Raw genomic sequence first — 25,660 nt, forward strand, 5'->3', positions numbered from 1 at the left:
GACGTGCCTCGCATCGCTTACTTCGGTCCATCGGGAACGTTCACGGAGATGGCGCTGGCGCAGTTCGAAAGGCTCGGAACATTCGCTGCGGTCGGTCTGGACGGGGACGTCGAGCGAGTGTCTGCGTCGAACCCGCCTGCGGCACTCGAAGCCGTGCGCTCGGGTGCCGCCGACGCCGCCGTGGTTCCCATCGAAAGCTCCATCGAGGGAGCGGTCCCACCCACGCTCGACGCGTTGTCGGAGGGACGCCGGCTGCAGATCGTCGCCGAGACGGAGATCGAAGTCGCCTTCACCATCCTCGGTGGCGCCGGCGTCACCCTCGACTCGGCCCGCTCGATCAGCGCATACCCCATCGCCCTCAATCAGGTGCGGCAGTGGCTCGAGGTCTCGATGCCGAACGCCGCTGTGCAGTCGGCCTCGTCCAATGCCGGTGCGGCAGAAGATGTTGCGGCCGGCATGGTCGACGCTGCCGTGTCGACGCGGCTGGCCGGTGAGCGTCTGAAATTGCCGCAGTTGGCCGATGGTGTCATCGACGTCGAGGGAGCACGAACTCGATTTCTGTTGGTGACCACGCCGCAACCGGTGCCTGCCCGTACCGGTGCCGACCGCACTTCGGTCGTCCTCGAGCCGCCGAACGACCCCGGTACCCTCCCCGCCGCGTTGGCCGAGTTCGGAATTCGGAACATCGACCTCACGTTCATCGAATCACGGCCCACCCGTTCACGATTCGGAACGTACAGGTTCTTCGTGGACTGCGCCGGGCACATCGACGATCCGCTCGTCGCAGAGATGTTGGCCGCATTCCATCGCAAGATGCCGCTGCGCTTTCTCGGATCCTGGCCCACCGCAACGGGAACGGGTGGATCGGTGCCGCCGCCGATCGACGAGCACGTGCAGTGGCTCGCCGACATTCGCGCCGGACGCGGTGATCTGTGATGGGCAAATTGATCCTCGTTCGTCACGGCCAGACGACATCGAACGTTGCCAAGATGTTGGACACCGCGCCGCCGGGAGCGGAGCTCACCGAGCTGGGGCACCGGCAGGCCGAGAGCTATGCGCAGACGTGGATCGGACACCCTCCGGTGGTGCTGGTGTCCTCGGTTGCGTTGCGCGCCAAGCAAACTGCCGGCTACATCGAGCGTGCGACCGGAGTTCCACTCGTGGTGAAGGAGGGGATCCAGGAGACTTTCGCAGGCGACCTGGAAGATCGTGACGACCCCGACGCGCATCGAGAGTTCACCGAGGTATTTCATCGCTGGCACGCAGGGGATCTCGCGGCGGCCGTACCGGGCGGGGACAGCGGGCACTCGGTGTTGGAGCGCTACGTGCCGGTACTCGACGGACTCCGCGCGCAGTATCTGAGCGACGACACAGCGGGCGATGTCGTCGTCGTCAGCCACGGTGCCGCAATCCGATTGGTCGCGGCGGTACTGGCAGGCGTCGACGGCACGTTCGCGGCCGACAACCACCTCGACAACACTCACACCGTCGAGCTGCTGCCCTTGCCGGGCGGAGGGTGGGAGTGCGCCAGGTGGGGCACGTTCCTGCCGCCGTTCGAGGGTAAGGGCAGCGAGAAGGACGACAATCCGATCAGCTAGCGAGATGCTCCTGAGCCGACGCGATCAGCTCGGTCAGGGCTGCAGTCACCCTGCGATCCGTCGCGCCGGTCACTGAACTCCAGGCCGTGCCGTCGGCGGCCAGGGTGGAGGTGGCGAGGATGCGTCCGGCTCGGGTGTCGAACAGGGCGACGGGCCGACCGGCCACGTGGCGGGTGCCGTGTCTGCGCGCGACGGCCGTGATCTCGGTTCTGCCGGCGCAAGTGGCCATCGCCGACGCCAGGGCCGCAGCTCGGTCGTCCGGTACGCCGATCCCGCGCAGGCGGGATGCGGTGGCTCCGACGTCGGTGGGTGCGGCGTCGAGTGCTTCGGCCAGCAGATCCGTGGGCGCGTTCACGCTGCCCGGGTCGTGTGGTGCGGCCGAGCCGATGGACGTCGTGAGGTCGTGGGCCGGGTCGCCGTGGACGACGCGGATGGTGACGACGTCGTCTCGCCGCAGTGCCGATACCGTTGTTCGGTCGTCGGAGGCGACGCAGATTCGAGTGGTCGGAACGGGCTCGTCGCTCTCGACGTCGAACAGGCGCGCCGAGACGTACCAGTGCGGTTGTTCGAGGACCCGCATCCACTGCTGGAGGTCCTCGTGCACGCGGCCGCCGGCCAGTAGTCCGGCCGAGTCCAGTGCGCTACGGCCACGTTCGAGTGCGGAATCCCGCGCGGCAGCGTGGTCGAAGCGCGGGAACACATCGAGGACGACGGGCAATTCGGCGATAGCCAGCTCGTCGACGAGAAAGTCCATCTCGTCGACACCGAGGGCGACGTTCGGCAATGTGTGGCCCACCGGCACGGTTCCCAAGTCGATCAACGGCCGTTCCCGCTGGTGTCGGGCAGGGTCGGTTCTGCGCCGATGACGGACGGAGCGACGGTGCGCCCGTCCGCGAAGTGCTCGAATTGCTTGAGGTAGTCCGGGGTCTCGTGCTCGTCGTCCTCGGCCTGCCCGCGCGTGCCTGCCGCCGGAGCGCCTGCCGCGCCGGTGCCGCGCTGAGCGAGGCCTCCGTCGCCCGCAGTGGGTGCGCCGAATGCGCTGGGCCCACCCGGGACTGCCCCTGCTGCCAGCGACCCACCACCTGCGGGACCCAAAGCCGAACCGGGCATTCCGATCCCGCCGCCGAGTCCGCCGGTTCCACCCGCACCGCTACCGAAGGACACCGGACGCGTGGACGCCGGGCCGACGGCCGGCGATGCCGAACCGCCGGGTGCGAACCCGTGAGCGCCGCCTGCGCCGGATCCACCCGACAGTGCACTCGACCCGATGTTCGATGCGGCGGTGGCCACGGTGGAGACACCGGTGCCGGCGATGGACGTGGCAGCGCTACCGAGCTGACCTGCCGCTGCGGCCACGCCGGGATTCTGGGTCGCGGCGATCAATCCACCGATTGCGGCTTGCACCGGCGACGTCATCAGCGCGCCGTTGGCGAACTTGCCGAGGCCGCTGCCCGAATCGGAGACGATGGCCGGCGGCTGATCGAAGGTGGTCTTGACGATGCGGTGCGAGGAGACCAGCTCGAATCCCTCCATCACCATGGCGGCGCGGATGTCGAGCAATCGGTCGGCCACCTCGGCTGCCTCGTAGCTGCCGTTCAGTGCGCCGCCCGTCGAGGCAGCGGTGACCTTGGCGGCCTGCACCGCTCCGATTTCGATCAGCGAGGGCATGGTCGCGAGCGCGACCCCGTAGGAGGTGCCTGCGGCAGGGGCCTCGACCGACAGCGCCGCGGCCTTGAGTGCAGTGGCACCGGTCCACGTGGCGAAGCGGGCGAGCGCAGCCTGCGCGAGCAGAGCCGATTCGCCCTCCCAGCCGGCGGTCAGTGCCGCGGTGACGGCGGCAATACTCGCCGATGCCTCGGTGAACGCCGCGGCCACCGAACCCCACGCGCCACCGGCGACGTGCAGCGGCACCGGTCCCGGCCCGAGCAGTCGCGTCGAATTTCCCGTCGCCGTGCGTGGCAGCCACACCACACCTGTCACTCCGAGCGTCATCCTCTAGCCCCCATGATGTTCGAGCCTGCGTTGTCGTCTTGTGGTGCGGTCGCGTCAGATGCCGGGCAGACCGGGCAGGCCCCCGGCAGTGTCGTCGTCGGTGGCCACGTAGTCCGCGGCTTGCTTCCTCAGTTCCTCGGCTGCCCGGTGTAGCTCCGAAATACCCTGCGCTGCAGCGGGTCCGAAGGTGTCGGCCGCGGTGCCGAAAAATCGTTCGGTCAGCAGCGAGACCTCGTCGGTGCCGGGCGGCAGTGGGCGTACCGGTATCGCTGTCGCAGTCACAGCGGCCTGCAGCCGGGCGGCGACCGCATCGAGTTCCGAGGCAGCGAGCTGAAGAGCCACCGGATCCACCTTGATGACGGTCATGAGCCACACTCCTCGATCGAAGATCTTCCCCTGTCGGTAGGTAGGACGCCGCCGTTCCGAGTTTGGTTCCATCGACGCGAGAAAAACTCAGATCGACTTCTCCGCCACCGAGCCGATAGTCCACACGCCGCGTCGACGGCTGACCGATGTGCGAGTCAGTGGGGATACATCGATCCGCCAGAACGCGGACTCGGGAGCCGCCAACACCAGCACCACGACGGCGCGTACGACAGCCGGGGACGTCACCGCCAGCGTCCGGCCGGGCGTCGACCCGTCACCGCTCAACCACACCTCGACGCGAGAGAACAGCGCATCGAGGGATTCACCGCCCGGTGGTACGAACGCCGGATCACTCAGCCAGGCCATCGCGTCGGCGTCGGGCAGATCGGTCATCTCGAGACCGGACCACCGGCCGTAGTCGAGGTCGGCCAACGCGGGTACGACCGAGATGTCCGATCCGAACGCGCGCGCGGTGGAGATCGACCGGTCTTCCGGGCCGGCCAGGATGCGGTCGACGCGCGGGAGGTCGGTCACCGCGCCGAGGTCGCGCAGACCCGCGTCGTCGAGAGGTTCGTTGCCCGGAAACCGGCCGGAGCGCATCGCGGCGGTTCTGCCGTGAGCGACCAGGATCAGTCGGGTCACGGGCGCAGTCATCCGGTCATTCTGGCATCGAGCGGTGGTGGGTCGGGACAGCGATTGACACAGAGCTTCGTGCGGTGCCACAGTTCGCTGGTAATACGCGATGTACGCAGGTAATCCGGTGAGAATCCGGAACGGTTGCGCCACTGTGATCGACGACGGCGACATGCCCGAAATCGAGAGTCAGAAAACTCGTTCATCGCATGGCCGTCCCCGTTTTCGAGCGGGGACTACGGGACGCACAATCCCAGGAGGACACCATGGCAATCATTCACGCACCCAGTAATACGACGGAGTCGGCTGCATTGGCCGTCATCGTCGCCGCAACGATTCTGCTCGCCTTCACCGTGCTCTACCTCGTCGGATTCGATCAGGGCGCAATCTCCCGCAGTGGCATGTACATGCACGAACTGATGCACGACGGCCGCCACCTGCTGGGCCTGCCATGCCACTGACCGACACACACGGCCCGACCCTGCAGGGCACATTCGTCCAATTACTGGTGCGAGGTCTGCTCGCCGGACTCGTTGCAGGATTGCTCGCCGGGGCCGTCGCCTTCGTCGTCGGTGAGCCGCACATCGACTCGGCCATCGCCATCGAAGAGGCAGCAGGCGAGCCACATCACGCCGACGCCGCCCCCGCCGCGCACTCGCACGGTGACGAGGAACCGCTCGTCAGCCGAGACGGGCAACGCGTCGGACTGTTCCTCGCCACCGGACTCGCCGGACTTGCACTCGGCGCGATCTTCGCCTCGGCACTGCATTACGGCCGACGCTTCAGCTCCCTCCCGGGTTCGGTGCTGGCCCTCGTCGGAGCCGGTGCCGGGTGGTTGGCCATCGAAGCCGTGCCGTTCTTCAAATACCCGGCAAACCCGCCTGCCGTCGGCGATCCGGAGACGATCACCCAGCGCACCTGGCTCTGGTTGGCATCGGTGATCCTGGGGCTGCTGGCCGTCGCGGTTGCGGTCTACGTGGCGAAGGCGGTGGCATCGACGTCGTCGGTTGCCGTTCGCGTCGGCGCGCCCCTGCTGGCGTTCCTGGTTCTCGTCGGCATCGGATACACACTGCTGCCCGAGGTGAACGAGGTGGGCTCGGACTTCCCGGCAACCCTACTGTGGGAATTCCGCCTGTCGTCACTGGCTACTCAGGCAACTCTGTGGCTCGGATTGGGATTGGTATTCGCGTTCCTCACCGATCGCGCAGTTCGACCTGCTCGCCGTGAGGCAGTTGCGGCGTAGCCCAACGTCCGCGTGAATGGACCATTGCACCGCCGAGACGTATGCAAAGTGCCATTGACGCGGTGCGGGTGGCCCGGTTCGGTCCGGGTGAATGGACCACTGCATGGCTCAGACGCATGCAATGGTCCATTCACGCGTTCCGGGGGTGTGCGAGCGGGGGTGTGCGATCGAGGTGAGCGCGGGCGGAGTGAGCGAGTGCGCTCAGCCGAATCCGAGTTGATGCAGGCGCTCGTCGTCGATGCCGAAGTGATGTCCGATTTCGTGGGCCACGGTGATCGCGATTTCTCGTCGGGCCTCGTTTTCGTCGTCGACCATCTCGAGGATCGGTTTGCGGTAGATCGTGATGACGTCCGGTAGATGTCCGCTGTATTCGTACCGGTCGGTCAGCGCGATGCCCTCGTACAACCCGAGGATGTCCTCGGTGGGGTGTTCTTCTTCGACGAGCACGACCACGTTGTCCATGAATTCGGTGAGCTCACGCGGCAGGGTGTCGAGGGCGTCGGATACGGCTTCCTCGAAGTCGACGCGGGTCATGTGGGTGGGAATGTCACCCTCCGGTGGTGATCGGGGCGGCGCCGGGCAGCGGTGTCGGCAGTGCGCGGCCGTCGGGAGCAGAGGGCGGCGGGACGGGCGCGGCACCGTTGATGAGGATGTCGCCCTTGGCGGTGCCGACGATGGTCGCGAAGCCGCCGGAATCGAGTTCCTTGCCCACCGAACAGGTCACCTGGCGACTTCCGGCGAGCCAACTCGGGACGTCGATGGTGTCCCAGAACAGGGTGAGTGTCTTGTCTCGCAACGCAGTGTCCGAGCCGAGGTAGCCGTTGACGGCGTCGGTGCACGTCTTCTCCAAGTACGCGTCCTGATCGCCCTCGGACGGGTGCCCGCCAGGGAATTGCTGCGTCAGGTTGATCACCGACGCCACCTCGTACGCATGGGGGGCCGAGCAGTCGACCGGATCGGCTGGAACGTTCTGGCTGATGCCGATACACGTGCCGGTCGGCCACACCTTCGACTGGTCCTGATCGAGAATCGAGCCTGTCATCTCCATCAACGCGCCGGTGTTCGACGGCATCTGCACACCGCAGCGCAGCGTCCGCTCACCCTTGGTCCACCCGGCCTGGCTGGGGAACATCAGCCCGACGCCGAAGCGGCCGCTCGGATCGAATTTCGCACCGACGTAGTTGTCGACGGCGGCCGTGCAGTGCTCGTCGCGCAATTCGCTGAATCGGATCGAGCCGGGATACGGCGAGCCGGGTCCGAATTCGACGCCGGGGTAGACGCTCATGTCGATGTCGCGAGCCACCTCGAAGCGATGGGGATCGGAGCAGGGCACTTCGGCCAAGTCCTGCCGATCGGTTTCCGGATCGTCGGTGGGCGTCCATTGCAGGCACGTGCCCGGATCGGCTGCACCGAATGATGATGCCGACACCGGGCCGTCGGTCGCAGGACCACTGGCCGTCGTGTGGGTCGTGATCTTCTCGGGCGTCGAGAACCCGTCGGCGAGAAAAACCGTCGCCCCCGCAGCCAGCACTGCACCGACCGCAACCATGGCAAGAGCGCGTCGAGCAGTGGTTGCAGACAGTGTTCGTCGAGACTTCTCGCTCGTCGGGGGCTCTGTTTCGATCTCGGACATCACCCCCCATCATGCCCGAGTATGTTCGGACTCCATGAGCGACCCGACAGGTGACGACGACCTCAGCGAGCTGGCCGGTCGACTGTTCGCGATGGCACGTACGGGTGACGCGGCGGCTCTGGCGAGTTACGTCGACGCGGGTGTTCCGGTGAATCTGCACAACGAGTCAGGTGACACGCTGATCATGCTGGCTGCCTATCACGGGCACGCCGACGCTGTCCGGGTGCTGGTCGAGCGCGGTGCCGATGTGAACAAGCCCAACGACAAGGGACAGACTCCGCTCGCAGGCGCAGTGTTCAAAGGTGAGGACGCCGTGGTGCGTCTACTCGTCGACGGCGGAGCCGATCCGCACGGCGGCCACCCGTCGGCGATCGATGCGGCCAGGATGTTCGGACGCGAGGACTACCTGGGGTTGCTCGGCAAGTAAGGTCTCCTCTCGTGATCGACCTGAAATTCCTTCGCGAAAACCCTGACGCAGTGCGCGCCTCGCAGCGCACCCGAGGCGAGGACCCCGCTCTCGTCGACGCTCTTCTCGACGCCGACGCATCCCGCCGGGCGGCTGTTCTGGCCGGCGATCAGCTGCGCGCCGAGCAGAAAGCGCTGGGAAAGCAGGTCGGTAAGGCCTCCGCCGAGGACCGTCCCGCGCTGCTGGCCGGGGCATCGGAGTTGGCCGCCAAGGTCAAGGCCGCCCAGGCCGCCGAAGCCGAGGCCGATGCCGCGCTCGACGCGGCCCACCGCGCGATCTCCAACATCGTGCAGGACGGCACGCCTGCAGGCGGCGAGGACGACTTCGTGCTGCTCGAGACCGTCGGAGAGCTCCCGGAGTTCGATTTCGAGCCGAAGGATCACCTCGAGCTCGGCGAGGCCCTGAACTTGATCGACATGGAACGTGGAGCCAAGGTGTCGGGCTCGCGGTTCTACTTCATGACCGGCTATGGCGCGCTGCTGCAGCAGGGACTGCTCCAGCTCGCCGCGCAGAAGGCCGTCAAGAACGGCTTCACCATGATGATCCCGCCGGTGCTGGTACGGCCGGAGATCATGTCGGGAACCGGATTCCTCGGCGCGCACGCAGACGAGATCTACCGCCTCGAAGCCGACGACCTCTACCTCGTCGGAACCTCGGAAGTTGCCCTCGCGGGCTACCACTCGGGCGAAATCATCGACCTCGCCGACGGCCCGAAGCGCTACGCCGGTTGGTCGTCGTGCTTCCGCCGCGAAGCAGGCAGCTACGGCAAGGACACCCGCGGCATCATTCGAGTCCACCAGTTCGACAAGATCGAAATGTTCTCGTACATCAAGCCCGAGGACGCGGCCGCCGAACACCAGAAGCTGCTGGAGTTCGAGAAGGAAATGCTCGCCGCCGTCGAGCTGCCCTACCGCGTCATCGATACCGCAGGAGGAGACCTCGGCTCCTCGGCCGCCCGCAAATTCGACTGCGAGGCATGGGTTCCCACCCAGAAGGCCTACCGAGAACTGACGTCGACCTCGAACTGCACGACCTTCCAGGCCCGACGCCTCGGCGTGCGATACCGCGACGAGAACGGCAAGCCTCAGACCGCGGCGACACTCAACGGCACCCTCGCGACCACCCGTTGGATCGTCGCGATCCTCGAGAACCACCAGCAGGCCGACGGCACCGTCCGCGTCCCCGAGGCCCTCGTCCCCTTCGTCGGAACGGACGTTCTGCGTTAAATGGGTCGTTCCGCAGGCTGCACTCCTGCGCTGACTGGGTCGTTCCGCAGGCTCCACTCCTGCGCTGATCGGGTCGTTCCGCAGGCTCCACTCCTGAAGTAACTGCTGGGCTGGCTACTTCAGGCGATATCGCCGATGCAGTAGCCCTCGCCGCCGACTGCCAACACGAACGTGCGGTTCCGATACGTCGAGGACGCGTCGACGATATCGGCATTGACCTGCGTGTATATCCCGTTCTGACCGGTGACGAAGACGCTGTCGGGGTCGAACGAAGCGATGCCGGGCAGGATCTCCGGATTTTCCACCAGCGGAGGGGCGGTAGGAGAGCCGGTGCCGAGGGGATCCCAGGTCTGTCGTCCGTCGCAGACGAGCGGGTAGTTCTCTTCCACGTCGTTGCGATTGACCGGAATCCCGGCGAGGCGTCCCAGATAGCGATCGACGGTGTAGGCCGCGTCCACCGCGTCGAACACAGGGGCGGTGCCGGTGGGGTAGACGGTGGGGCACGCATAGCCCGACGCGATCTCACTGCGCTCGACGCTGACCGTGGCACTGGGCCCGGTCCACGTGACGGCGTACTGTCCGTCGACGCCGGGGCCGGCGGCGGCAGCCAGAATGGCGTCGGTGTCGACGTACATTGCGGGAATTTCGGTGGGCGGAACGGTCCAGCACCGCGCCGTGACGACACCGATCCCGCCGCCGGTGAGATCGTTGACGAACGGTCGCAGAGCCATCGCTGCATCGGGATTTCCAGGGACCTCGCCGACGGGTGGGCCCGGCGGAATCGGTGGGGGCGTAGTGGTGGTTTCGGCGACCGCGGTCTGTGTTGTCGTGGGCGCAGTGGTGCTGCTCGGTGCCCCTGACTGCTCGGACGGGAGTCCGACGGCGGAATCGCAGGCTCCGACCAATGCGAGTGTCGCGATCAGCGGCAGCGCGGTTCGGACGACCCGGGTCGGCCGTGGTGGTGCCACACTGTTCTTCACTTGGTCTCTCCCCCGTTGCTTTCTACCGGACCTGTCATCTCCCGGACCTTTTCTCAGGCCTCGCCCACCGACTACGCTAACGGACTGTGGAACCCGTCTACCGATCAGTCATCGGCATCGCTCGTGCAGTGTTCGCGTTCGAGGGCCTGAAGTTCGAGGTCGAGGGCGAGGAACACATCCCTGCTACCGGCGGAGCCGTCATCGCCGTCAACCACACCGGATACATGGACTTCACCTACGCGGGACTGCCGCCGCGACGGGTGAAGCGCTACATCCGTTTCATGGCCAAGAAGGAAGTCTTCGACAACAAGATCTCCGGCCCGATCATGCGCGCGCTGCGACACATCCCCGTCGACCGTGGGGCAGGCGCGGAATCGTACAAGTCGGCCGTACAGAGCCTGCGTGACGGCGAGCTCGTGGGGGTCTACCCAGAAGCGACCATCAGCCGCAGCTTCGAGATCAAGGAATTCAAGTCCGGTGCAGCGCGCATGGCCATCGAGGCAGGCGTGCCGATCATCCCGACTGTCATCTGGGGCGCGCAGCGCGTGTGGACCAAGGGTTTCCCGAAGCGACTGGGCCGCACCAACACTCCCATCTCGATCGCCGTCGGTGAGCCGCTGCCCCCGGTCGGCCCTCCGAACGAATTGACCGACAAACTACGCACGGTGATGCAGAAAATGCTGCTCGAACTGCAGGAGAACTACCACCACGAGCCGGGGGCCTACTGGGTTCCGGCACGATTGGGCGGCAGCGCACCCACTCTCGAAGAGGCAGACAAGCTCGACGCCAAAGATCTCGCGGCGCGCGCTGCCAAGCGGGCCGAGTAGAGCATCGCGATGAACCTCCGCGGTGAACGGGTCGTGTTGCGGCCCGTCACCGCCGAGGACGTGCCGGAGCTACGACGAATACTGCACACCCCCGAGGTGTACGCGCGGTGGGGCGACGAGGACGCCGACCAGAACTGGCCGTTCGACAACCCCGAAGAGAACCGCTCGGTCGTCGAATTGGAGGGCGCAACAGTGGGATTGATTCAATACGGCGAAGAGACCGATCCGATGTACAGGCATGCGTCGATCGACATCTTCTTGGATCCGGCTGTGCACGGCCGCGGCGTCGGAAAGGACGCCGTGGGCACACTGGTGCGGTACCTGACAGTCGATCTGGGGCATCATCGGCTGGTGATCGATCCCGCTGCCGACAATGCGATGGCGATATCCTGTTACCGCGCAGTCGGTTTCGAGCCGGTCGGAATCATGCGCAAGTACGAGAAGGGCCCGGAGGGCTGGCACGACAATCTGTTGATGGATTTGATCGTCGAGTAGCTATGGGCGCTTCGCCGGAGTGGAGCCTGCGGAACGACCCGTAAGGCTGGGAAGTGTCAGTCGGAACCGCGCGCCTGTAGGCCCTGCGGCACAGATGAGTTCGCCGCCGTGTGCACGCGCCAGTGTGCGCGCGATCGACAATCCGAGGCCGACACCACCGGTAGAGCGGTCGCGCGCGGAGTTCAGTCGAACGAGCCGCTCGAAGATGCGCTCACGGTCCGCTTCTGCGACGCCAGGGCCATCGTCGTCGACGGTGACGAAGGCCTGTGAATCGGTGCCGACCGCCACGCGGACGCTCCCGCCGGGCGGCGTGAAGCGAGCCGCGTTGTCGAGGACGTTCGAGAGAATCTGCTCGACGCGGCCCACGTCCACCCTGACCGGCACCGGTTGCGATCCGTCGACCTCGAAACGGATCTGCGGGGACAGCAGGGCCGCGCGATCGACGGTGCGTCGGGCCACGTCTGCGAGGTCCGCGTCGGTCAGCTCCAGATCCGAAGTGTTCTCTGCGCGAACAGAATCGAGCATGTCGCCCACCAGGCGTGATGCTCTCGCCGATTCGCCGACGAGCAGCTCACTCCATCTGCCCACCCGATCGGGGCGATGCTCGGCGTCGCGCTGCAGCGACTGTGCCAGCGCTGAGATTCCGGCGACCGGTGTGCGCAATTCGTGCGCGGCGTCGGCCAGGAACCGGCGCATGTCCTCCTCGGCTCGACGCGCCGTCCGCGCGGCCGCAGCCTCCTTGCGCTCGGCGTGCTCGAGGGCGTCGAGCATTTCGTCGACGGCCGATGCCGTGCGTCCCAGATCGGTGTTCGGCTTGGATGGGAGCAGTCGTCGGCCCCTGTCGCCGTTGGTGATTCGACGCGCAACAGACGTCATGGAGTCCAGCGGTGACAGTGCTCGCCGCACCGCATAGGTCAGTGCAGCCGCGGCCAGTAGCAGAGTGACGGCACCGGCGAACACCATCAGAATGCGCAATTGTTGGCGAACATCGGCGATGGCGGTGGTGTCGCCGAGCAGTGACAGCGTCGACCCGTCGGGTAGCGGTTTCGTGATTTCCAACGAATCCGACGGCGGGGCAGGTGGATCGGGTGGGCCCGGGGGAGCGTTCGAGGGACCGGGAGGCGGTGCGGGAGTTGCCGGCCTGATATCCGGCCCCGGCGGTCCGTTGCCGGGAGCGCCGTAGACCGTGCCGTCCGCACCGGTGACGCGAACTCGGATGGCGTCGCCCTGCAACGCCTGCACGAGGTCCTCGGGACCGATGCCGCTGTTCACCAGCTCGACCGCGCGGTCGGCTCGGTCGGTCAACCGTGCATCGAGATCGCGCCGGAGCTGCTGGCCCAGAACGACATCCACCGATGCGCCTACGACCACCAGCAGTACTGCGAACAGGACGACCACAGTGGCGACCACCCGCGTACGCAACGAGGGGGTGGCTGTGCGGTTCACTGCGGCGCTCGCAAGGCGTAACCGAGTCCGCGAACGGTGTGGATCAACCGCGGACCGTGGGCTTCCATCTTGCGACGCAACGCGCTGATGTGTACTTCCACCAGGTTGCCGTCGTAAGCGCCGTAACCCCAAACCGATTCGAGGATGGCGGTTTTGGAGACGGTGCGTCCGCGCTGAGCTACCAGAAACGTGGTCAGTCTCAGTTCGGTTGCCGTCAGATCGAGGACGTGGCCGGCGCGGGTGACGATTCCGGCAGATTCGTCGACCAGAAGATCGCCCACCTGGATCGCGTCGGACGATCGTCCCCGCCTCCGCAGCACCGATTTCGCGCGCGCGACCACCTCGTCGAGCTGAAACGGTTTGACGACGTAATCGTCTGCGCCGCTGCTCAGTCCGCGCAGGCGATCCGGCAGTTGGTCTTTCGCGGTGACCATAATGATTCCTGCATCGCTGCTCTGGCGGACGACGTCGATCAGCGCGAATCCGTCGCGCGCGCCGGGCAGCATGACATCGAGTATTACGACGTCCGGACGGAATCCGGCCATGACCGATTCGAAGTCATCGCCATCGGGGGACGCGGTGGCGACGAAGCCTGCGTCCTCGAACGACGCCACCAGGGCTTCTCGGATGGGTAGCGAATCCTCCACCACCATCACCCGGGGAGCGGAACTGTATGTCATGCCTCGATTGTCACCCACCAGCTGAAGTGATCCTGAAGATACGCCCGGCTTCAGGATCACTTCAGCTGGCGGCGGCAGGGTTGATGACAGGACCAAACGAACAACACAGATCCGAACGAGGAGTGAATGTGAACGATCAGACCCAGCCGATCCCCGCCGCATCGAACCCGGCCGAGCCTGCTGCTCCCCAGCAGAACAAGCCGAAGCGGTGGAAGGGACGCGTGCCCTTGGTGGCAACGGCAGCAGCGGGACTTGCAGTAGGGGCGCTCGTCGCGTCGGCAGTATTCGCAGCCACCGGCCCCGACGTCTCTCCCGGAGTGTCGACGGTGGCGTCGTCTTCAGCTCTCGGACAGCGAACCGACGGTGGTGGCGGGTCGGATGTGCCTGCCGTACCGGCAGCTCCGGGTACCGACGACGGATCGACGGTTCCCGCGGTACCGACCCCACCGTCACCTGCGGACGGCGCAACGCCGCCGGCGCCGGGTGACGGGGCAACTCCGCCGGCGCCCCCGGCAGGTGGTCCGGGTAAGGGCGGTGGCCCCGGTGGTGCCGCATGTGCTCCAGGTGGCGGCGCGACGCCTCCGGCTCCGCCTACCCCGGGTGCAGAAGGTGACGGTGCGACTCCTCCGACGCCGCCGGCACCCGCCGATGGTGCCACGCCTCCGGCTCCTCCGGTTCCGGCCGATGGTGTCACGCCTCCGGCTCCGCCTGCAGCTCCGTCCGGTTCCTGAACCGACCACTTCCAGCCCCGCACCGTCGTTTCGGTGCGGGGCTGGTGTCGTCTGTGGATGGTGTGGTCGGGCTCAGGCGATGTGGGGGCCTGCTCGCGCGTGGGATTGTCGGGGTTGTCGATAGGGATCCACTGTTGCCGGGGGTACGAACCAGGGGTGGTTGTCGGTGCCGATGAACACTTCCCAGTCACTGTGGTGAAGGAGTCGGTGGTGGAATCGGCAGAGTAGGACGAGGTTGTTCATGTCGGTGGGGCCGCCGTCGGCCCAGTGCCGAATGTGGTGCGCCTCTGTCCAGGATGCGGGTTTGCCGCAGCCGGGGAATGCGCAGGTGTGATCTCTCGCGATGAGGGCTTTGCGTTGTTTGGCGGTGACGGTGCGGGCGGTGCGGGCGAGGTTGATCGGGGAGCCGTTCTCGTCCATGACGATGGCCGTGAGGACACAGTCGCACGCCAACTGCCGAGAGGTGTTGCGAGACAGTGGCCCCATCCAGGGAAGCCAGCCCACGGTGGTGCCGTCACCGAACAGATCCCTGTACGCGCCACGATCGGCTGCGGCACCGCCGTCACCGTCACCGTCACCGTCACCGTCACCGTCATTGTCGGCGCCCGGCTCCGAAGCATCCGATTCGGCAGGGGTTCTCGAGCTGTCGGAGACGGAATGTCCATCCGCCTCGTTGGCCTCGTCGGGGTGGATCGGGTCTCCGGTGTTGATGTCGACCGCGTCCGCGCTGGTGTCGGTTTCTGTTGCAGTGCGCGAGTTTTCGTCGTCCGCGATATCGTCGTCGTCGTCGTCGTCGGCACTGTCGGCGCTGTCGCGGAGGTCGGTGAGGTCACGCAGGGTGATGTGCAGGTTCACATGCGGTCTCTCGCCGCCTTCGATGGGTCGATCACTCGAGGCGAGGTAGTGATCGAGGATGTGTCCGAGGGCGTCGGCGCGGCGTTTGGCGGGGGATCGTTCGTCGTGGGTTCCGTCGGCCGCTGGTTGGGGTTCGGTCAGTGGTGAGAGGGCGGTGAGGAGTTTTTCTCCGGTGACGGCGTCGAAGTCACCTTTCATGACCAGTCGCCCGTTCAGGGTTTTCGAGGCGAAGAGTTCGTTGCGGTCGGTGTCTTCGGCGGGTGGTTTCTTGCTGCCGTAGGTGTCGTGCAGGCGGGTGATCGCCGCGCGGAGTCTGCTGGTACGTGCTTCGGGTCCGGTAGCGGCGTCGATCATGGCTTTACGGGCGATGTCTTGTCCTGCTTGCGGGAGGTTCTTCGGGGGTGTTTCGGCGAAGGTGAGGATGAGGGCGGCGTGGTCGACGGACATGACGCCGGTGTTGACGGCGTCGGCGATGTCGGGGAAGTCCTTCAATCCGCGGGCGAGGGCGACGATCTTGTTGGCTTTGCTGGGGCTGAGCAGGGTGGTGGAGGTCAGCCAGCCTGCAGGGCCGGGGAAGCCGAGCTTCTCTCGGGAGACGCGGGTGTCGATTTCGGCGACGAGAGCAATACGTCGGGCTTCGAGGAGTTGAATCTGGTGGGAGACCGCGGCGGCGTCGGCGAGGAGTTCACTATCGCTCAGTTGCCAGATCGCTGCGGTCATGGGACCTAGTGTATCGAACATGCGTTCGACTGACAACCATAGTTTAACCGAAAACTATTGCCTTGCATAAGGATTCGTGAATTCAATGCTGTCGGTGCCCTGTGGTATCAGCTCGTCGCGCAGTCGTACCCGTACGATCTATCGCCCTTGCGGCTTACCCACACGCCTTCCGGCGGTCGATCACCGAAGCCGGCGTCGTCGTACGGCCTGCTCCAGACCTCGGACTCTGTGGCATGACAGACCGCCCATCCGTGGTCGGGGAGGCGTCGGCAGAAGAAGTCCGCATCGACTCTTCGGTAGGGCGGGAATCCATGGGAGTCGGCATCTCGAACGAACTGGTATGTCAGGCCGTCAGTCCGTCGGACGAACTTCATCAGCCTCTCGCGCAACGGTTTCCAGCTCGGCTCGATACGTGGCCCACCACGCGGCGTCCCCGTCGGCCATGTTTTCGTTGCCCAAGCGCAGTCCGACGGAGTCGTCGATGAGCTCGCGCACAATGTCTGCATGTCCGGCATGTCGACTCGTCTCGATAGCCATGTGGACCAGCACGCGGTGCAGCGTGACTTCCTGCTTCTCGAAGGGCCAGTGCAGTACACGTCCGACGGATTCGAGGTCGTTCGACTCGATGGTCTTGTCGGAATGGATCCAGGCCGTGCGGTACAGGTCGACGATGAACTCGGATGATTCGTCGGCAGCGGCCCACATGTCCGAGTTCAGTCGCGCCTCGGCCGATTTCGTGATGTCGGGGAAGGGTGCCGGGAATTCACGGCCGAAGGTCAGCCCGAAGTAGCCGTATTCGACGATCGCCAGGTGCTTGATCAAGCCCAGCAGGTTCGTGCCCGTGGGCGTAAGGGGGCGACGCTTCTGGTATTCGGTGAGGCCGTCGAGTTTCCACAGCATGGTTCCGCGCGCGAGTCGAAGATACTGCCAGAGCTCGTCTTTCACTGTCGTCAGCTCACCGATGCGTGCCATACGAGAGCGGCAGCCAGTGCGCCGAGTCCATTCAACGACCAGTGCAGGGCGATGGGCGCGATCAGACTGCCGCTACGGCTGCGTAGCCACGTGAAGACGACACCTGCCGCTGCGGTCGCCAGCACGGCGAGCGCGATGCCGACGATCTGACCGAACAGTCCGCCGCCGAGAAATCCGCTGAGCCCCACGTTGCCCGCCGTCAATCCGAGCGAGGACGCGATGTGCCACAGACCGAACAGCAGGGACCCTGCGGCGAACACGCCCCGCGCACCGTAGATGCGGCCCAGTGTTCCGTGCAGTACCCCACGGAACGCGAGTTCTTCCGGGATGACGGTCTGGAGCGGAATGACGACCATCGACGCGACGACGGCGGCGGAGACGGTTGCGTATCGATCGGCCATGAAGAAGGGGCGGGTGAGGGGGAGCAGTGCACCGATCGCGACCACGGTGAGGACGATTCCGACGGCTCCCAGCGCGTAGAGCGAACCCGTCTTCCAATGCTTGGGTGAGAGTCCCAGTTCGGCCCACCCCAAACCGCGGCGGTTCGACAGGACGACCAGCAGAACGGCGGCGATCGGCACTGTCGCGATGCTGGCCCATGCCGTCGTGAAGTGGGCGATGAGGTTGGTCCCGACGAGCACGAGGACGACGATGGCGACGTCGAGGTAAGCGTGGAATGTACGTCTTATTGCCACGCTCCCGGCCGGATTCACAGCAAGCATTGGATCGAGTGTACCGGCGTCAGCTGTGAGCGACGGGTGAATCGAGGCCTCGATCGAGGCCCTTGCGGTCGTAGATGCTGGTGAAGACCACACCGAACACGAGCCCGATGAGCAACCCGAGGGACGTCATACCCACCGAGTGGAGCAGGCCCGCGTCGGGTGAGGCGTTGAAATAGAGGATCGAGCGAGTGCCGAGAAAGATCTGGTGCATCGGCTCGAACTGTGCGAGCCAGGTGAAGACCGGCGGGCTGGCTTCGAGGGGAATGGTGCCGCCCGAGGACGGCAACGCCAGGATGATGAACACGATCAGATTGATCAGCAAACCGGCCGTGCCGAACGCCGACATCACCGCCAGCGCCGTGACACCGACCGCGGTGATCGCGAACGCGCCGTACATCCACAGCGTCCAGGCGTGGGTGATGGGCATGTCGAGCAGATGACTGATCAGCAGGTAGAGGCCCGACACCAGCAGGGCCAGAACGAACATCACGAGCCATTTCACGAGCAGGGTCTGGAAGCGGCTGATCAGCGTGGGTCCGCGATGGATGTACTTGGGGCCGATTTCGGTCGGTGTGAATCCGAGTAGTCCGTCGACGAGTGCGCTGACGATGGTCGCGCCGGTGAATCCGGCCAGCACGAGCAACAGCGCGTAGTAGAACGCAGACAGGCCACCGCCGGTGCCGTCGGGCAATGGATCATGTTGAGCAACAATGACATCGATCGGCTGCGCGAGAGTGAGTGCGCTCGCACCGGCGATCGGGGTATCGCCGAGCTGCTGGCGCACCTGTTCGGTGATCTGTTGTCCGACAGTCTGGTTGACCGACTCGAATGCCGGTGTGGCCACTCCCGTTACCAGTGACATCCCGAAGCTGCCCGCCCGAGGGTTGGTGTAGACGGTGATGATCGGCCTCTCCACGTCACCGGGAATCACACTCGCCTGCGCCAGGATTCCCATTCTTTTGGTGAAATCGCTGGGGATGACGATGGAGCCGTATACCTCCGCCGTCGACAGCAGCGATTCGGCCTGCGCCGGGCCGACTTCCCGGAAATCGACCTTCTCGGAATCGACGTTCTGCAGCAGACCCGCCACGATGTCGTTGCCGATGTTGCGTTGCTCGCCGGCGAGGGTGTCGCCCTCGTCCTGGTTGACGATCGCGATGGGCAGGTCGTGCAAATTGCCCCGGGGGTCGAGAACGCCGCCGAGATACAGCGCCGCGAGAAACGACATCAACGCCGAGACCACCAGGATGGGCGCGAGCCAGAAACGCGGCGAACGAAGGACGTCGGCCATCGACCGGGGGGTTCTGTCGGAGGTCACCGGATCAGTGTCGCAAGTTCGGCTCCCATGTGCGCGGTAGTTCGACCCCTGCTACGAGACCGGAGTGGAGCCTGCGGAACGACCGCAGGCCCCGCCGCTCACATGCGAGACCGGCAGAACGCCCGCCCGACGGTGGCAGCGAGGGCGGCTTTCCTTCGGTCGTGGTCGATGTCTGGTTCATTGCGGTCGGCGGTATGAATGATCGCCGCCTGCGCCCACGTCCCGGCCAATGCGATGAGCATCGACCAGATGTCGGCGGCCTCCACATCGTCCACCAGCAGGCCGGTGCGTTGGGCGTCGGCGATCATCTCGAATTTCTCGTCGTCGTGCCCGGGTCTGCGGTCGAAGAGCGGCCCGGACGGGGTTCGCTCGAGTCGCGCCCATGTCAGCAGTCGTACCAACGTGGGGTCGCCGAGATACATGTCGTAGAGCTTGACGGCGTAGCCGGGAAGGTCCTCGGGGGTGAAGACGATGTTCTCGATATCGGTGTCGACTCGGGTGTCGAAAGCGATGTCGAACAGGGCGTCCTTGTTGCCGAAGTAGCTGTAGATCAGTGATTTGTTCGACTTCGCCTGGGCCGCGATGCGATCCACTCGGGCACCGGCGACGCCGTACGTCGCGAATTCCTCGGTGGCTGCCGCCAGCAGCCGGGCGCGCGTGGCGGTCGAATCTCCCATGCGCCGACCCTACATTTCCAACTGGTTGGTTGAAAAGCTCGGGGTCAGCGGTTAGCATTTCCAACCAGTTGGTTAATTTCTGAGGAGATGCGCATGCGAGCAACAATCGGTTACCGAGCCGTCGACGAGACGTCGCCCCTCGAGCCGTGGAACTTCGAGCGGAGGGAACTCCGGGACGACGACGTGGCGGTGCGGGTGACGTATTGCGGGGTGTGCCACACCGATCTGCATTCGACGCGGACTCCGGGCGACTTCCCGATCGTTCCCGGCCACGAGTTCGTGGGTGAAGTGACCGACATGGGATCTCGGGTCACCGACTTTGCCGTCGGCGACGCGGTGGCGGTGGGAAACATCGTCGATTCGTGCGGCAGCTGCGATATGTGCGCAGCCGGGCAGGAGAACTTCTGTCGCGAATTCCCGACGCTCACCTACGGCGGTCACGATCGACACGATGGATCCATTACTCGCGGAGCGTATTCCGACGAATACGTGGTCCGCGACAGGTTCGTCTACCACCGCCCGGAGAACCTGGATCCGGCCGGGGTCGCGCCGCTGATGTGCGCAGGGATCACCGTGTGGGAGCCCTTGCGGCGATGGAACGTCGGCCCTGGCGTCAGGCTGGGTGTCGCGGGAATCGGCGGACTCGGCCACCTGGCCGTCAAGCTGGGGCGCGCACTCGGAGCCGAGGTCACCGTATTCACCACCAGTGCAACGAAAGCCGCCGACGCGACAGAGTTGGGCGCTCATCACGTTGTCGTCTCGACCGATACCGAAGACTTGGAATCGCGGGCGGGAACGCTGGACCTGATCATCGACTGCATTCCCGTCGACCACGACCTCGCGCCGTATCTGCGCAGCCTCGCACTCGACGGAACACTGTGCACCGTCGGCTATCTCGGCTCGACGACGGTGGATTTCCTCGACTTGCTCGTCGGCCGAAAGAGCCTGGCATCGGCGGGCAGTGGTGGACGCCGGTACACCCAGGAGCTATTGGACTTCTGCGGCGAGAACGGCATCGTCGCCGACGTGGAGACGATGCCGTCCGCTCAGGTGAACGAGGCGTTGAATCGGTTGGCGATCAACGACGTTCGGTACAGATTCGTGCTCGATATGTCAGATCTGGACACCCGGACCATGTGAGCGGAAGTTCGTAGCAGGGGTCGAAGTTTCGTGCACCTGCGGCGCAGCCGCTCAGGCGTTGGCCCGACGCGGCAGCTTCCACTCCGGACGTACCCAGTGGCAGGTGTAGCCCTCGGGGTACTTCTGCAGGTAGTCCTGGTGCTCGGGCTCGGCCTCCCAGAAATCGCCGGCCGGGGTCACCTCGGTGACGACCTTGCCGGGCCACAGGCCGGACGCGTCGACGTCGGCAATCGTGTCCTCGGCAACGCGCTTCTGCTCGTCGTCGAGGTAGAAGATCGCCGAGCGGTAGCTGGCTCCGATGTCGTTGCCCTGGCGGTTCTTGGTGGTGGGGTCGTGGATCTGGAAGAAGAACTCGAGCAGATCCCGGTAGGTGGTCTTGGTGGGGTCGTAGACGACCTCGAGGCCCTCGGCGTGATTGCCGTGATTGCGATACGTCGCGTTGGGAACCTCGCCGCCGGTGTACCCGACGCGGGTGGAGACCACTCCAGGGAGCTTGCGGACGAGCTCCTCGGCTCCCCAGAAGCACCCTCCGGCGAGAATGGCGGTTTCGGTGGCTGCAGACATCGTTACTCCTAGTGCTCTATCGATCGATACACGAGTTCCAACGAACGAGGCGTCCTCATAATTCCGAATCGTGGGTGCGTTCGCCGACCTCGAGAACCAGCTTGCCTGTGTTGGCACCGTCGAACAGCAGGTTCAGTGTCGATCCGAAGGCGGTGACGCCGCCGATCTCGATCTGCTCACGAGCCGTCATCTTGCCGCTGGTGAGAAGTTCGGACAGTGCGTCGATGCCCTCCTGGTAACGGTCGAGGTAGTCGAAGATGATGAACCCGGTCATCGACGCGCGATTGATCAGTAGCGACAGGTAATGCGCCGGTCCGGGCTGTGGGTCCGTGGCGTTGTAGCCGGAGATGGCCCCGCACAACACCACGCGCGCTCCCTTGCGTAGGCGTGAGAGGGCTGCATCGAGAATTTCGCCGCCGACGTTGTCGAAATACACGTCGATGCCCTGCGGCGCAGCCGCCTTCAGGCCCTTGTACACCGACTCGTTCCTACCGGGTCGTTCCGCAGGCTCCACTCCTGCCTTGTAGTCGATCGCCGCGTCGAAGCCCAGTTCCTCGGTGAGCCACGCACACTTCTCGGGCCCGCCGGCAATGCCGATCACCGTGGCCCCCTTGGCTTTCGCGATCTGGCCGGCGATGCTGCCCACGGCTCCGGCGGCTCCCGAGATGACGACGGTATCGCCTTCGGTGAGCTTGCCGACGTCCATCAGGCCGAAGTACGCCGTCAGCCCGGGAAAACCGAGCGCTCCGAGCCAGGTGGGTGCGGGTGCGATGGATTCGTCGACCTTCTGCACTCCCGTGCCGTCCGAGAGCGCGTGTTCGCTGACCCCGAAAGAGCCCGAAACAATCTCTCCGACAGCATAATCGGGATGCTTCGACTCCAGCACCCGTCCCACCGCGTGCGCGCGCATCACTTCACCGATGCCGACGGGCGGCACGTACGAGCGCGCGTCGTTGAGCCAACCGCGCATCGCCGGGTCCAGTGAAACGTAGTCGACGGTGACGACGAACTCGCCGTCGCCAGGAGTGGGGATCGGTTCCTCGGTGAGGTTCCACGTCGATTGGTCGGGGCGTCCCACCGGGCGTCGAGCCAATCGGATCTGACGGTTCACTGATGTCATCTACCGTTCCTTCCACATCGAAGACGTGCATGTCGAAAACAGTTCACTTCGACACTAGGGCAGAATGACGTCACGATGACCAACGCGCCGAACACCACCCGCCTCGCCCCTCGCCTCGTCGCAAGCGATGTCGACGGCACCTTGCTCGACCAGCACGAACGCGTCACCGAGCGCACTCGGCGTGCCGTCTCCGCCGTCGTGGCCGACGGAACGCCGTTCGTGCTCTCGACCGGACGGCCGCCGCGGTGGATCCACCCCGTCGTCGATCAGCTCGGATACGCGCCGATGTCGGTGTGCGCCAACGGTGCGGTGATCTACGACGCCGCCAACGATCGCGTGCTCAGCGCCGAGACCCTGTCGGTCGAGACGCTGCAGTGGTTGGCCGACGTCGCCTACCGCGCGCTGCCTGGCTGTGGCCTGGCCGCCGAGAGAGTGGGCCGGACGGCACACGACTCGGCCACACCGCAGTTCGTCAGCTCCCCGGGTTACGAGCACGCCTGGCTCAACCCCGACAACGTGGAGATGACCGAGGACGACGTGGTCGACGTTCCAGCCGTCAAGCTGCTGATCCGGTTGTCCGGTGCGACCAGTGGACACATGGCCGACGTGCTGTCCCCACTGATCTCGGGCCGCGCCGATCTCACGTTCTCCACCGACAACGGACTCGTCGAGTTGTCTTCCCCTGGTGTCACCAAGGCATCGGGCCTGGCCAAGGTTGCCGAGACCCTGTCGGTGGACGTGCAGGACATCGTGGCCTTCGGCGACATGCCCAACGACGTCCCGATGCTCTCCATGGTCGGTCTCGGCGTCGCGATGGGCAATGCGCACCCTGCTGCCGTCGCCGCGGCGAACGAACAGACCGTCACCAATGCAGAAGACGGAGTGGCGCAGGTTCTCGAACGCTGGTGGTGACTTCTCGCCCGTGGTCCCCTTCGGAAACGACAAAGGCCGAGTCACGTATGTGACTCGGCCTTGTGCCTACGAACTTCAGCCAGCGGGTGCTGGTACCGGTTCAGCGGGTGCCGGAGCAGGTGCCGGTTCCACCGGAGCCGCAACAGGGTTCTGCATTTCTGCGTTGTAGGTGTCGTTGTACGTCTTGATCACCGTGGTGACGATTCCGGTGAGTTCGTTGAAGATCAACGAACCGTTCTCGAAATCGGTCCGGAAGCCCTCGGGCACCTGGAACTCGTCGGTGATCGGCAGGCCGAGGACGCCGTCGACGCCACCCTGCTGCAGGTACTGCTGGAAGATCTTGCCGATGACGGCGACAGCCTGACCGGCCATGTTGGTGATGATCTCGCCGTTCTGGAACTGCGCCTTCTCACGGCCGCCGGCCACCTGAACCAGACCGCTCACCGGTACCCCGAGCGAGCCGGTTTCGCCGCCCGTGGCCAACCACTTCTGTGCAACAGGACTGGTCGAGGCCAAGCGCTGCAGCTCGGCGACGAGCGCCGGGATGTTCTCGCCCAGAGTCGAACTGGCGTCTGTGCCCGGACTCGACGGGGTCGCGTCGGTCACCGCGGTGTCGGGAGCGGTGTCGGTGACGTCCGGCGTTGCCGGAGTGGCATCTCCGCCGCCGCCGAGATTCGCTGCCGCGATGTCGCGGATCTCCCCGAGCCGGGCGTAGCCGGCGTCACCGGGGCACTCGGTGTTACCGACGTCGCGGTGACCGAAGATCACCGGCAGGTCGACGCTCTTGCCCTTGCCGATGAACGTGAAATCCGTTCCCTCGGAGGTCATCGTCGTGGTTCCCTCGGGGTCGAGGCCGGCCTTGCCGAGTCGCCATCCCAGGAACTTGCCCACGGAATCGATGGTCTCCTGCGAGGGATCCTCGGTGGAGTAATCGCCCATCATGGCGACACCGACGGTGTTCTCGTTGAACCCGCCCGCGTGGGCACCCTGAACCGGTTTGTCCAGCCCGCCTGCGCGGCCCTCGAAGATCTGACCGTACTTGTCGACGAGCGCGTTGTAGCCGATGTCGCACCAGCCGAGCGTCTGCGCGTGGTACGCGTAGATGGCGCGGACGATCTCGGCCGACTCGGACTTGGAGTAGTCGTTGCTGCCCGCGGTGTGGTGCACGGTGGCACCGCCGATGAAGTCGTCGATTGTCGGTGTGGCGCAACGAATCGACTCGTCGGCACCCCACTGAGCGCGAGTGATGACCTTGGGGCCTGCGTCACCGGCGACGGGAGTGGCGATGTCGCTCAGTGCAGAGTCGACCGGAGACGTGCCGGGGGTGATGAGCACGGCACTGATGTCGTTGACCGCCGAAGCCAACTGCTCCGCCGAACTCTCCGGCGCGGCCTCGGGCTGGGCCGGTGCTGCCTCGACCGGTGCGGACTCGACCGGTGCTGCCTCTATGGGGGCCGGATCCTGCTGACGCAGAGGCTTGCTCGACGAAGCCGGGGTATAGCCCAAAGGCTGTTCCGAGACGGCCGGAGCGGGTACCTCTACAGCAGGCACCTCGGCAGTAGGCAGTTCGGCGGTCGGCAGTTCGACGACCGGAACCTCGGGAACCGGTGCGGTCGCGAAACTTTCGGGAGCTGCACTACTCGTCAGAGGCGTCAGCAACACCTGCACGGCCTTGGTCAGTCCGACGAAGATCGGTTCGGTGCCCTGCTTGGCAGGAGCGGGGGCCGCGTCGTCCGCCGTGCTGTCGACAGGCGCAGTCTGCAGCCACGGGCCCCAGGATCCGTCCTCGAGCTGGCGGCGAACCTGAGCGGTCGCACCGTTCAGCTGCTCGGAGGTCAGTGCCACCATGCTGAACGGGGTGTCCTGCTTGATTTCCTTGACGGCGGCACCGAGCGGCGGCCCGGTGGGGTCGGCGGCTTCGGGGTTGATCGGCGCGGACGCGTCGACCCTGGGAACAGGAGCCTGCGCGGTCGCGTTGCCCGGCGCCGGCGTGGTCAGGCCAGGGATGTCGGGGATTTCGATCGGCGGGATGGTGATGGAATCCGGCAGCGGGAGGTACTTCAGATCGGAGAGCCGCAGATCGGGCAGCGGCAGTCCGGTGAGCTCCTGCACCGGAATCACGATGTCCGGTGCTGCGCTCAGCGCGGTCTCGACGATCTTGGTCGGCACAGTGACCGGGGTTGTCTCGTTGGCCGGTCGAACTCCGGTTGTCGTGCTGTCGGTGAGGCCTGCGACCGCAAAAGGGGTCGCGACGGCCAGCAGTGCGACAGCACCGAGAACGATCGACGGCTTCGTTCGACGGTTCGGCAAGGCGGTACTCCCTGGTTGTTGGTAGGTACGCGTC

The 25,660-nt window shown here is 65.6% G+C and carries 28 protein-coding genes and 1 riboswitch; of the genes, 11 read left to right on the forward strand and 17 right to left on the reverse strand.

Annotated elements, in window-relative coordinates:
- Positions 1–3: 3 nt before the first annotated feature.
- Positions 4–936: a prephenate dehydratase gene (gene pheA / locus ACNEOT_RS03165; protein ID WP_415972053.1), complete on the forward strand. Its 933-nt coding sequence runs from the start codon at positions 4–6 to the stop codon at positions 934–936.
- Positions 933–1,598: a histidine phosphatase family protein gene (locus tag ACNEOT_RS03170; protein ID WP_415972055.1), complete on the forward strand. Its 666-nt coding sequence runs from the start codon at positions 933–935 to the stop codon at positions 1,596–1,598. Before pheA ends, ACNEOT_RS03170 begins: the two co-directional genes overlap by 4 nt.
- Here the strand turns inward: ACNEOT_RS03170 and ACNEOT_RS03175 are convergent.
- From ACNEOT_RS03175 to ACNEOT_RS03190, 4 genes are all read right to left on the reverse strand, one after another.
- Positions 1,591–2,418: an ESX secretion-associated protein EspG gene (locus ACNEOT_RS03175; protein ID WP_415972057.1), complete on the reverse strand. Its 828-nt coding sequence runs from the start codon at positions 2,416–2,418 to the stop codon at positions 1,591–1,593. The genes ACNEOT_RS03170 and ACNEOT_RS03175 overlap by 8 nt on opposite strands.
- On the reverse strand, positions 2,415–3,590 hold the full coding sequence (locus tag ACNEOT_RS03180) for a PPE domain-containing protein (protein WP_415972059.1): 1,176 nt from the start codon (positions 3,588–3,590) through the stop codon (positions 2,415–2,417). Before ACNEOT_RS03180 ends, ACNEOT_RS03175 begins: the two co-directional genes overlap by 4 nt.
- Positions 3,591–3,644: 54 nt before the next feature.
- Positions 3,645–3,956: a PE family protein gene (locus ACNEOT_RS03185; RefSeq protein ID WP_032381057.1), complete on the reverse strand. Its 312-nt coding sequence runs from the start codon at positions 3,954–3,956 to the stop codon at positions 3,645–3,647.
- A gap of 87 nt (positions 3,957–4,043) precedes the next feature.
- The gene (locus ACNEOT_RS03190; RefSeq protein ID WP_415972060.1) at positions 4,044–4,610 is read right to left on the reverse strand and encodes a histidine phosphatase family protein; all 567 of its coding nucleotides are present in this window, start codon (positions 4,608–4,610) and stop codon (positions 4,044–4,046) included.
- Positions 4,611–4,710: 100 nt separating this feature from the next.
- Positions 4,711–4,786, forward strand: a riboswitch (cobalamin riboswitch).
- Positions 4,787–4,855: 69 nt separating this feature from the next.
- Here ACNEOT_RS03190 and ACNEOT_RS03195 point away from each other — a divergent pair.
- Complete coding sequence (locus ACNEOT_RS03195; RefSeq protein ID WP_415972061.1) at positions 4,856–5,050, forward strand: CbtB domain-containing protein; 195 nt, start codon at positions 4,856–4,858, stop codon at positions 5,048–5,050.
- Positions 5,041–5,832, forward strand: a complete 792-nt coding sequence (locus ACNEOT_RS03200) for a CbtA family protein (RefSeq protein WP_415972063.1) — start codon at positions 5,041–5,043, stop codon at positions 5,830–5,832. Before ACNEOT_RS03195 ends, ACNEOT_RS03200 begins: the two co-directional genes overlap by 10 nt.
- A 201-nt stretch (positions 5,833–6,033) precedes the next feature.
- On the opposite strand, the gene ACNEOT_RS03205 is transcribed toward ACNEOT_RS03200, so the two are convergent.
- Positions 6,034–6,366: a metallopeptidase family protein gene (locus tag ACNEOT_RS03205; protein ID WP_415972065.1), complete on the reverse strand. Its 333-nt coding sequence runs from the start codon at positions 6,364–6,366 to the stop codon at positions 6,034–6,036.
- 13 nt (positions 6,367–6,379) lie between these two features.
- Positions 6,380–7,465: a septum formation family protein gene (locus ACNEOT_RS03210; RefSeq protein WP_415972067.1), complete on the reverse strand. Its 1,086-nt coding sequence runs from the start codon at positions 7,463–7,465 to the stop codon at positions 6,380–6,382.
- 34 nt (positions 7,466–7,499) lie between these two features.
- Between ACNEOT_RS03210 and ACNEOT_RS03215 the strand changes: the two genes are divergently transcribed.
- Complete coding sequence (locus ACNEOT_RS03215; RefSeq protein WP_415972068.1) at positions 7,500–7,892, forward strand: ankyrin repeat domain-containing protein; 393 nt, start codon at positions 7,500–7,502, stop codon at positions 7,890–7,892.
- 11 nt (positions 7,893–7,903) lie between these two features.
- Positions 7,904–9,157 (forward strand): serine--tRNA ligase, encoded by a 1,254-nt coding sequence (gene serS / locus ACNEOT_RS03220; protein WP_415972069.1) that lies wholly within the window; start codon positions 7,904–7,906, stop codon positions 9,155–9,157.
- A gap of 119 nt (positions 9,158–9,276) precedes the next feature.
- On the opposite strand, the gene ACNEOT_RS03225 is transcribed toward serS, so the two are convergent.
- Positions 9,277–10,137 (reverse strand): hypothetical protein, encoded by an 861-nt coding sequence (locus tag ACNEOT_RS03225; protein ID WP_415972070.1) that lies wholly within the window; start codon positions 10,135–10,137, stop codon positions 9,277–9,279.
- An 86-nt stretch (positions 10,138–10,223) separates the two neighbouring features.
- On the opposite strand from ACNEOT_RS03225, the gene ACNEOT_RS03230 reads away from it, so the two are divergent.
- Entirely contained in the window at positions 10,224–10,964 is a 741-nt protein-coding gene (locus ACNEOT_RS03230; RefSeq protein WP_415972072.1) for a lysophospholipid acyltransferase family protein, read from the forward strand.
- 9 nt (positions 10,965–10,973) lie between these two features.
- Entirely contained in the window at positions 10,974–11,459 is a 486-nt protein-coding gene (locus ACNEOT_RS03235; RefSeq protein ID WP_415972074.1) for a GNAT family N-acetyltransferase, read from the forward strand.
- On the opposite strand, the gene ACNEOT_RS03240 is transcribed toward ACNEOT_RS03235, so the two are convergent.
- Entirely contained in the window at positions 11,460–12,905 is a 1,446-nt protein-coding gene (locus ACNEOT_RS03240) for an ATP-binding protein (RefSeq protein ID WP_415972076.1), read from the reverse strand.
- Entirely contained in the window at positions 12,902–13,585 is a 684-nt protein-coding gene (locus ACNEOT_RS03245) for a response regulator transcription factor (RefSeq protein ID WP_415972078.1), read from the reverse strand. Before ACNEOT_RS03245 ends, ACNEOT_RS03240 begins: the two co-directional genes overlap by 4 nt.
- A 128-nt stretch (positions 13,586–13,713) precedes the next feature.
- On the opposite strand from ACNEOT_RS03245, the gene ACNEOT_RS03250 reads away from it, so the two are divergent.
- Positions 13,714–14,316 (forward strand): hypothetical protein, encoded by a 603-nt coding sequence (locus tag ACNEOT_RS03250; RefSeq protein WP_415972080.1) that lies wholly within the window; start codon positions 13,714–13,716, stop codon positions 14,314–14,316.
- Positions 14,317–14,388: 72 nt separating this feature from the next.
- Here the strand turns inward: ACNEOT_RS03250 and ACNEOT_RS03255 are convergent, their stop codons facing one another.
- The 5 genes from ACNEOT_RS03255 to ACNEOT_RS03275 all read right to left on the reverse strand — a co-directional run bounded on the left by ACNEOT_RS03255 (position 14,389) and on the right by ACNEOT_RS03275 (position 19,580).
- Complete coding sequence (locus ACNEOT_RS03255; protein WP_415972082.1) at positions 14,389–15,891, reverse strand: DUF222 domain-containing protein; 1,503 nt, start codon at positions 15,889–15,891, stop codon at positions 14,389–14,391.
- 351 nt (positions 15,892–16,242) lie between these two features.
- A complete protein-coding gene (locus ACNEOT_RS03260; RefSeq protein WP_415972083.1) occupies positions 16,243–16,863 on the reverse strand; it encodes a DinB family protein in 621 nt (206 codons plus the stop codon).
- Complete coding sequence (locus ACNEOT_RS03265; RefSeq protein ID WP_415972085.1) at positions 16,842–17,585, reverse strand: type II CAAX prenyl endopeptidase Rce1 family protein; 744 nt, start codon at positions 17,583–17,585, stop codon at positions 16,842–16,844. Before ACNEOT_RS03265 ends, ACNEOT_RS03260 begins: the two co-directional genes overlap by 22 nt.
- A gap of 19 nt (positions 17,586–17,604) precedes the next feature.
- Positions 17,605–18,903, reverse strand: a complete 1,299-nt coding sequence (locus tag ACNEOT_RS03270; RefSeq protein WP_415972086.1) for a YhgE/Pip domain-containing protein — start codon at positions 18,901–18,903, stop codon at positions 17,605–17,607.
- Positions 18,904–19,001: 98 nt separating this feature from the next.
- Positions 19,002–19,580, reverse strand: a complete 579-nt coding sequence (locus tag ACNEOT_RS03275) for a TetR family transcriptional regulator (RefSeq protein ID WP_415972087.1) — start codon at positions 19,578–19,580, stop codon at positions 19,002–19,004.
- A 93-nt stretch (positions 19,581–19,673) separates the two neighbouring features.
- Between ACNEOT_RS03275 and ACNEOT_RS03280 the strand changes: the two genes are divergently transcribed.
- Positions 19,674–20,720 carry an NAD(P)-dependent alcohol dehydrogenase gene (locus ACNEOT_RS03280; RefSeq protein ID WP_415972089.1) on the forward strand — a complete coding sequence of 349 codons (1,047 nt, stop codon included), beginning with the start codon at positions 19,674–19,676 and terminating at the stop codon, positions 20,718–20,720.
- A 51-nt stretch (positions 20,721–20,771) separates the two neighbouring features.
- Here ACNEOT_RS03280 and msrA read toward each other — a convergent pair whose 3' ends face one another.
- Both msrA and ACNEOT_RS03290 read right to left on the reverse strand, forming a co-directional pair.
- Entirely contained in the window at positions 20,772–21,284 is a 513-nt protein-coding gene (gene msrA, locus ACNEOT_RS03285; RefSeq protein ID WP_415972091.1) for a peptide-methionine (S)-S-oxide reductase MsrA, read from the reverse strand.
- A 55-nt stretch (positions 21,285–21,339) separates the two neighbouring features.
- The gene (locus tag ACNEOT_RS03290) at positions 21,340–22,404 is read right to left on the reverse strand and encodes an NADP-dependent oxidoreductase (protein WP_415972093.1); all 1,065 of its coding nucleotides are present in this window, start codon (positions 22,402–22,404) and stop codon (positions 21,340–21,342) included.
- A gap of 75 nt (positions 22,405–22,479) precedes the next feature.
- On the opposite strand from ACNEOT_RS03290, the gene ACNEOT_RS03295 reads away from it, so the two are divergent.
- Positions 22,480–23,316 carry an HAD family hydrolase gene (locus tag ACNEOT_RS03295; RefSeq protein ID WP_415972095.1) on the forward strand — a complete coding sequence of 279 codons (837 nt, stop codon included), beginning with the start codon at positions 22,480–22,482 and terminating at the stop codon, positions 23,314–23,316.
- A 75-nt stretch (positions 23,317–23,391) separates the two neighbouring features.
- Here the strand turns inward: ACNEOT_RS03295 and ACNEOT_RS03300 are convergent, their stop codons facing one another.
- A complete protein-coding gene (locus ACNEOT_RS03300) occupies positions 23,392–25,626 on the reverse strand; it encodes an N-acetylmuramoyl-L-alanine amidase (protein ID WP_415972096.1) in 2,235 nt (744 codons plus the stop codon).
- Positions 25,627–25,660 lie beyond the last annotated feature (34 nt).

The sequence above is a fragment of the Rhodococcus sp. 077-4 genome (assembly GCF_047782425.1).
Lineage (GTDB): Bacteria > Actinomycetota > Actinomycetes > Mycobacteriales > Mycobacteriaceae > Rhodococcoides.

Excerpts from the sequence above, each read along its gene's own strand:
- ACNEOT_RS03180 (WP_415972059.1), bottom strand. The coding sequence starts at position 3,590 with ATGACGCTCGGAGTGACAGGTGTGGTGTGGCTGCCACGCACGGCGACG.
- ACNEOT_RS03185 (WP_032381057.1), bottom strand. The coding sequence starts at position 3,956 with ATGACCGTCATCAAGGTGGATCCGGTGGCTCTTCAGCTCGCTGCCTCG.
- ACNEOT_RS03190 (WP_415972060.1), bottom strand. The coding sequence starts at position 4,610 with ATGACTGCGCCCGTGACCCGACTGATCCTGGTCGCTCACGGCAGAACC.
- ACNEOT_RS03195 (WP_415972061.1), top strand. The coding sequence starts at position 4,856 with ATGGCAATCATTCACGCACCCAGTAATACGACGGAGTCGGCTGCATTG.
- ACNEOT_RS03200 (WP_415972063.1), top strand. The coding sequence starts at position 5,041 with ATGCCACTGACCGACACACACGGCCCGACCCTGCAGGGCACATTCGTC.
- ACNEOT_RS03205 (WP_415972065.1), bottom strand. The coding sequence starts at position 6,366 with ATGACCCGCGTCGACTTCGAGGAAGCCGTATCCGACGCCCTCGACACC.
- ACNEOT_RS03210 (WP_415972067.1), bottom strand. The coding sequence starts at position 7,465 with ATGTCCGAGATCGAAACAGAGCCCCCGACGAGCGAGAAGTCTCGACGA.
- ACNEOT_RS03215 (WP_415972068.1), top strand. The coding sequence starts at position 7,500 with ATGAGCGACCCGACAGGTGACGACGACCTCAGCGAGCTGGCCGGTCGA.
- ACNEOT_RS03235 (WP_415972074.1), top strand. The coding sequence starts at position 10,974 with ATGAACCTCCGCGGTGAACGGGTCGTGTTGCGGCCCGTCACCGCCGAG.
- ACNEOT_RS03245 (WP_415972078.1), bottom strand. The coding sequence starts at position 13,585 with ATGACATACAGTTCCGCTCCCCGGGTGATGGTGGTGGAGGATTCGCTA.
- ACNEOT_RS03255 (WP_415972082.1), bottom strand. The coding sequence starts at position 15,891 with ATGACCGCAGCGATCTGGCAACTGAGCGATAGTGAACTCCTCGCCGAC.
- ACNEOT_RS03260 (WP_415972083.1), bottom strand. The coding sequence starts at position 16,863 with ATGGCACGCATCGGTGAGCTGACGACAGTGAAAGACGAGCTCTGGCAG.
- ACNEOT_RS03265 (WP_415972085.1), bottom strand. The coding sequence starts at position 17,585 with ATGCTTGCTGTGAATCCGGCCGGGAGCGTGGCAATAAGACGTACATTC.
- ACNEOT_RS03275 (WP_415972087.1), bottom strand. The coding sequence starts at position 19,580 with ATGGGAGATTCGACCGCCACGCGCGCCCGGCTGCTGGCGGCAGCCACC.
- ACNEOT_RS03280 (WP_415972089.1), top strand. The coding sequence starts at position 19,674 with ATGCGAGCAACAATCGGTTACCGAGCCGTCGACGAGACGTCGCCCCTC.
- msrA (WP_415972091.1), bottom strand. The coding sequence starts at position 21,284 with ATGTCTGCAGCCACCGAAACCGCCATTCTCGCCGGAGGGTGCTTCTGG.
- ACNEOT_RS03290 (WP_415972093.1), bottom strand. The coding sequence starts at position 22,404 with ATGACATCAGTGAACCGTCAGATCCGATTGGCTCGACGCCCGGTGGGA.
- ACNEOT_RS03295 (WP_415972095.1), top strand. The coding sequence starts at position 22,480 with ATGACCAACGCGCCGAACACCACCCGCCTCGCCCCTCGCCTCGTCGCA.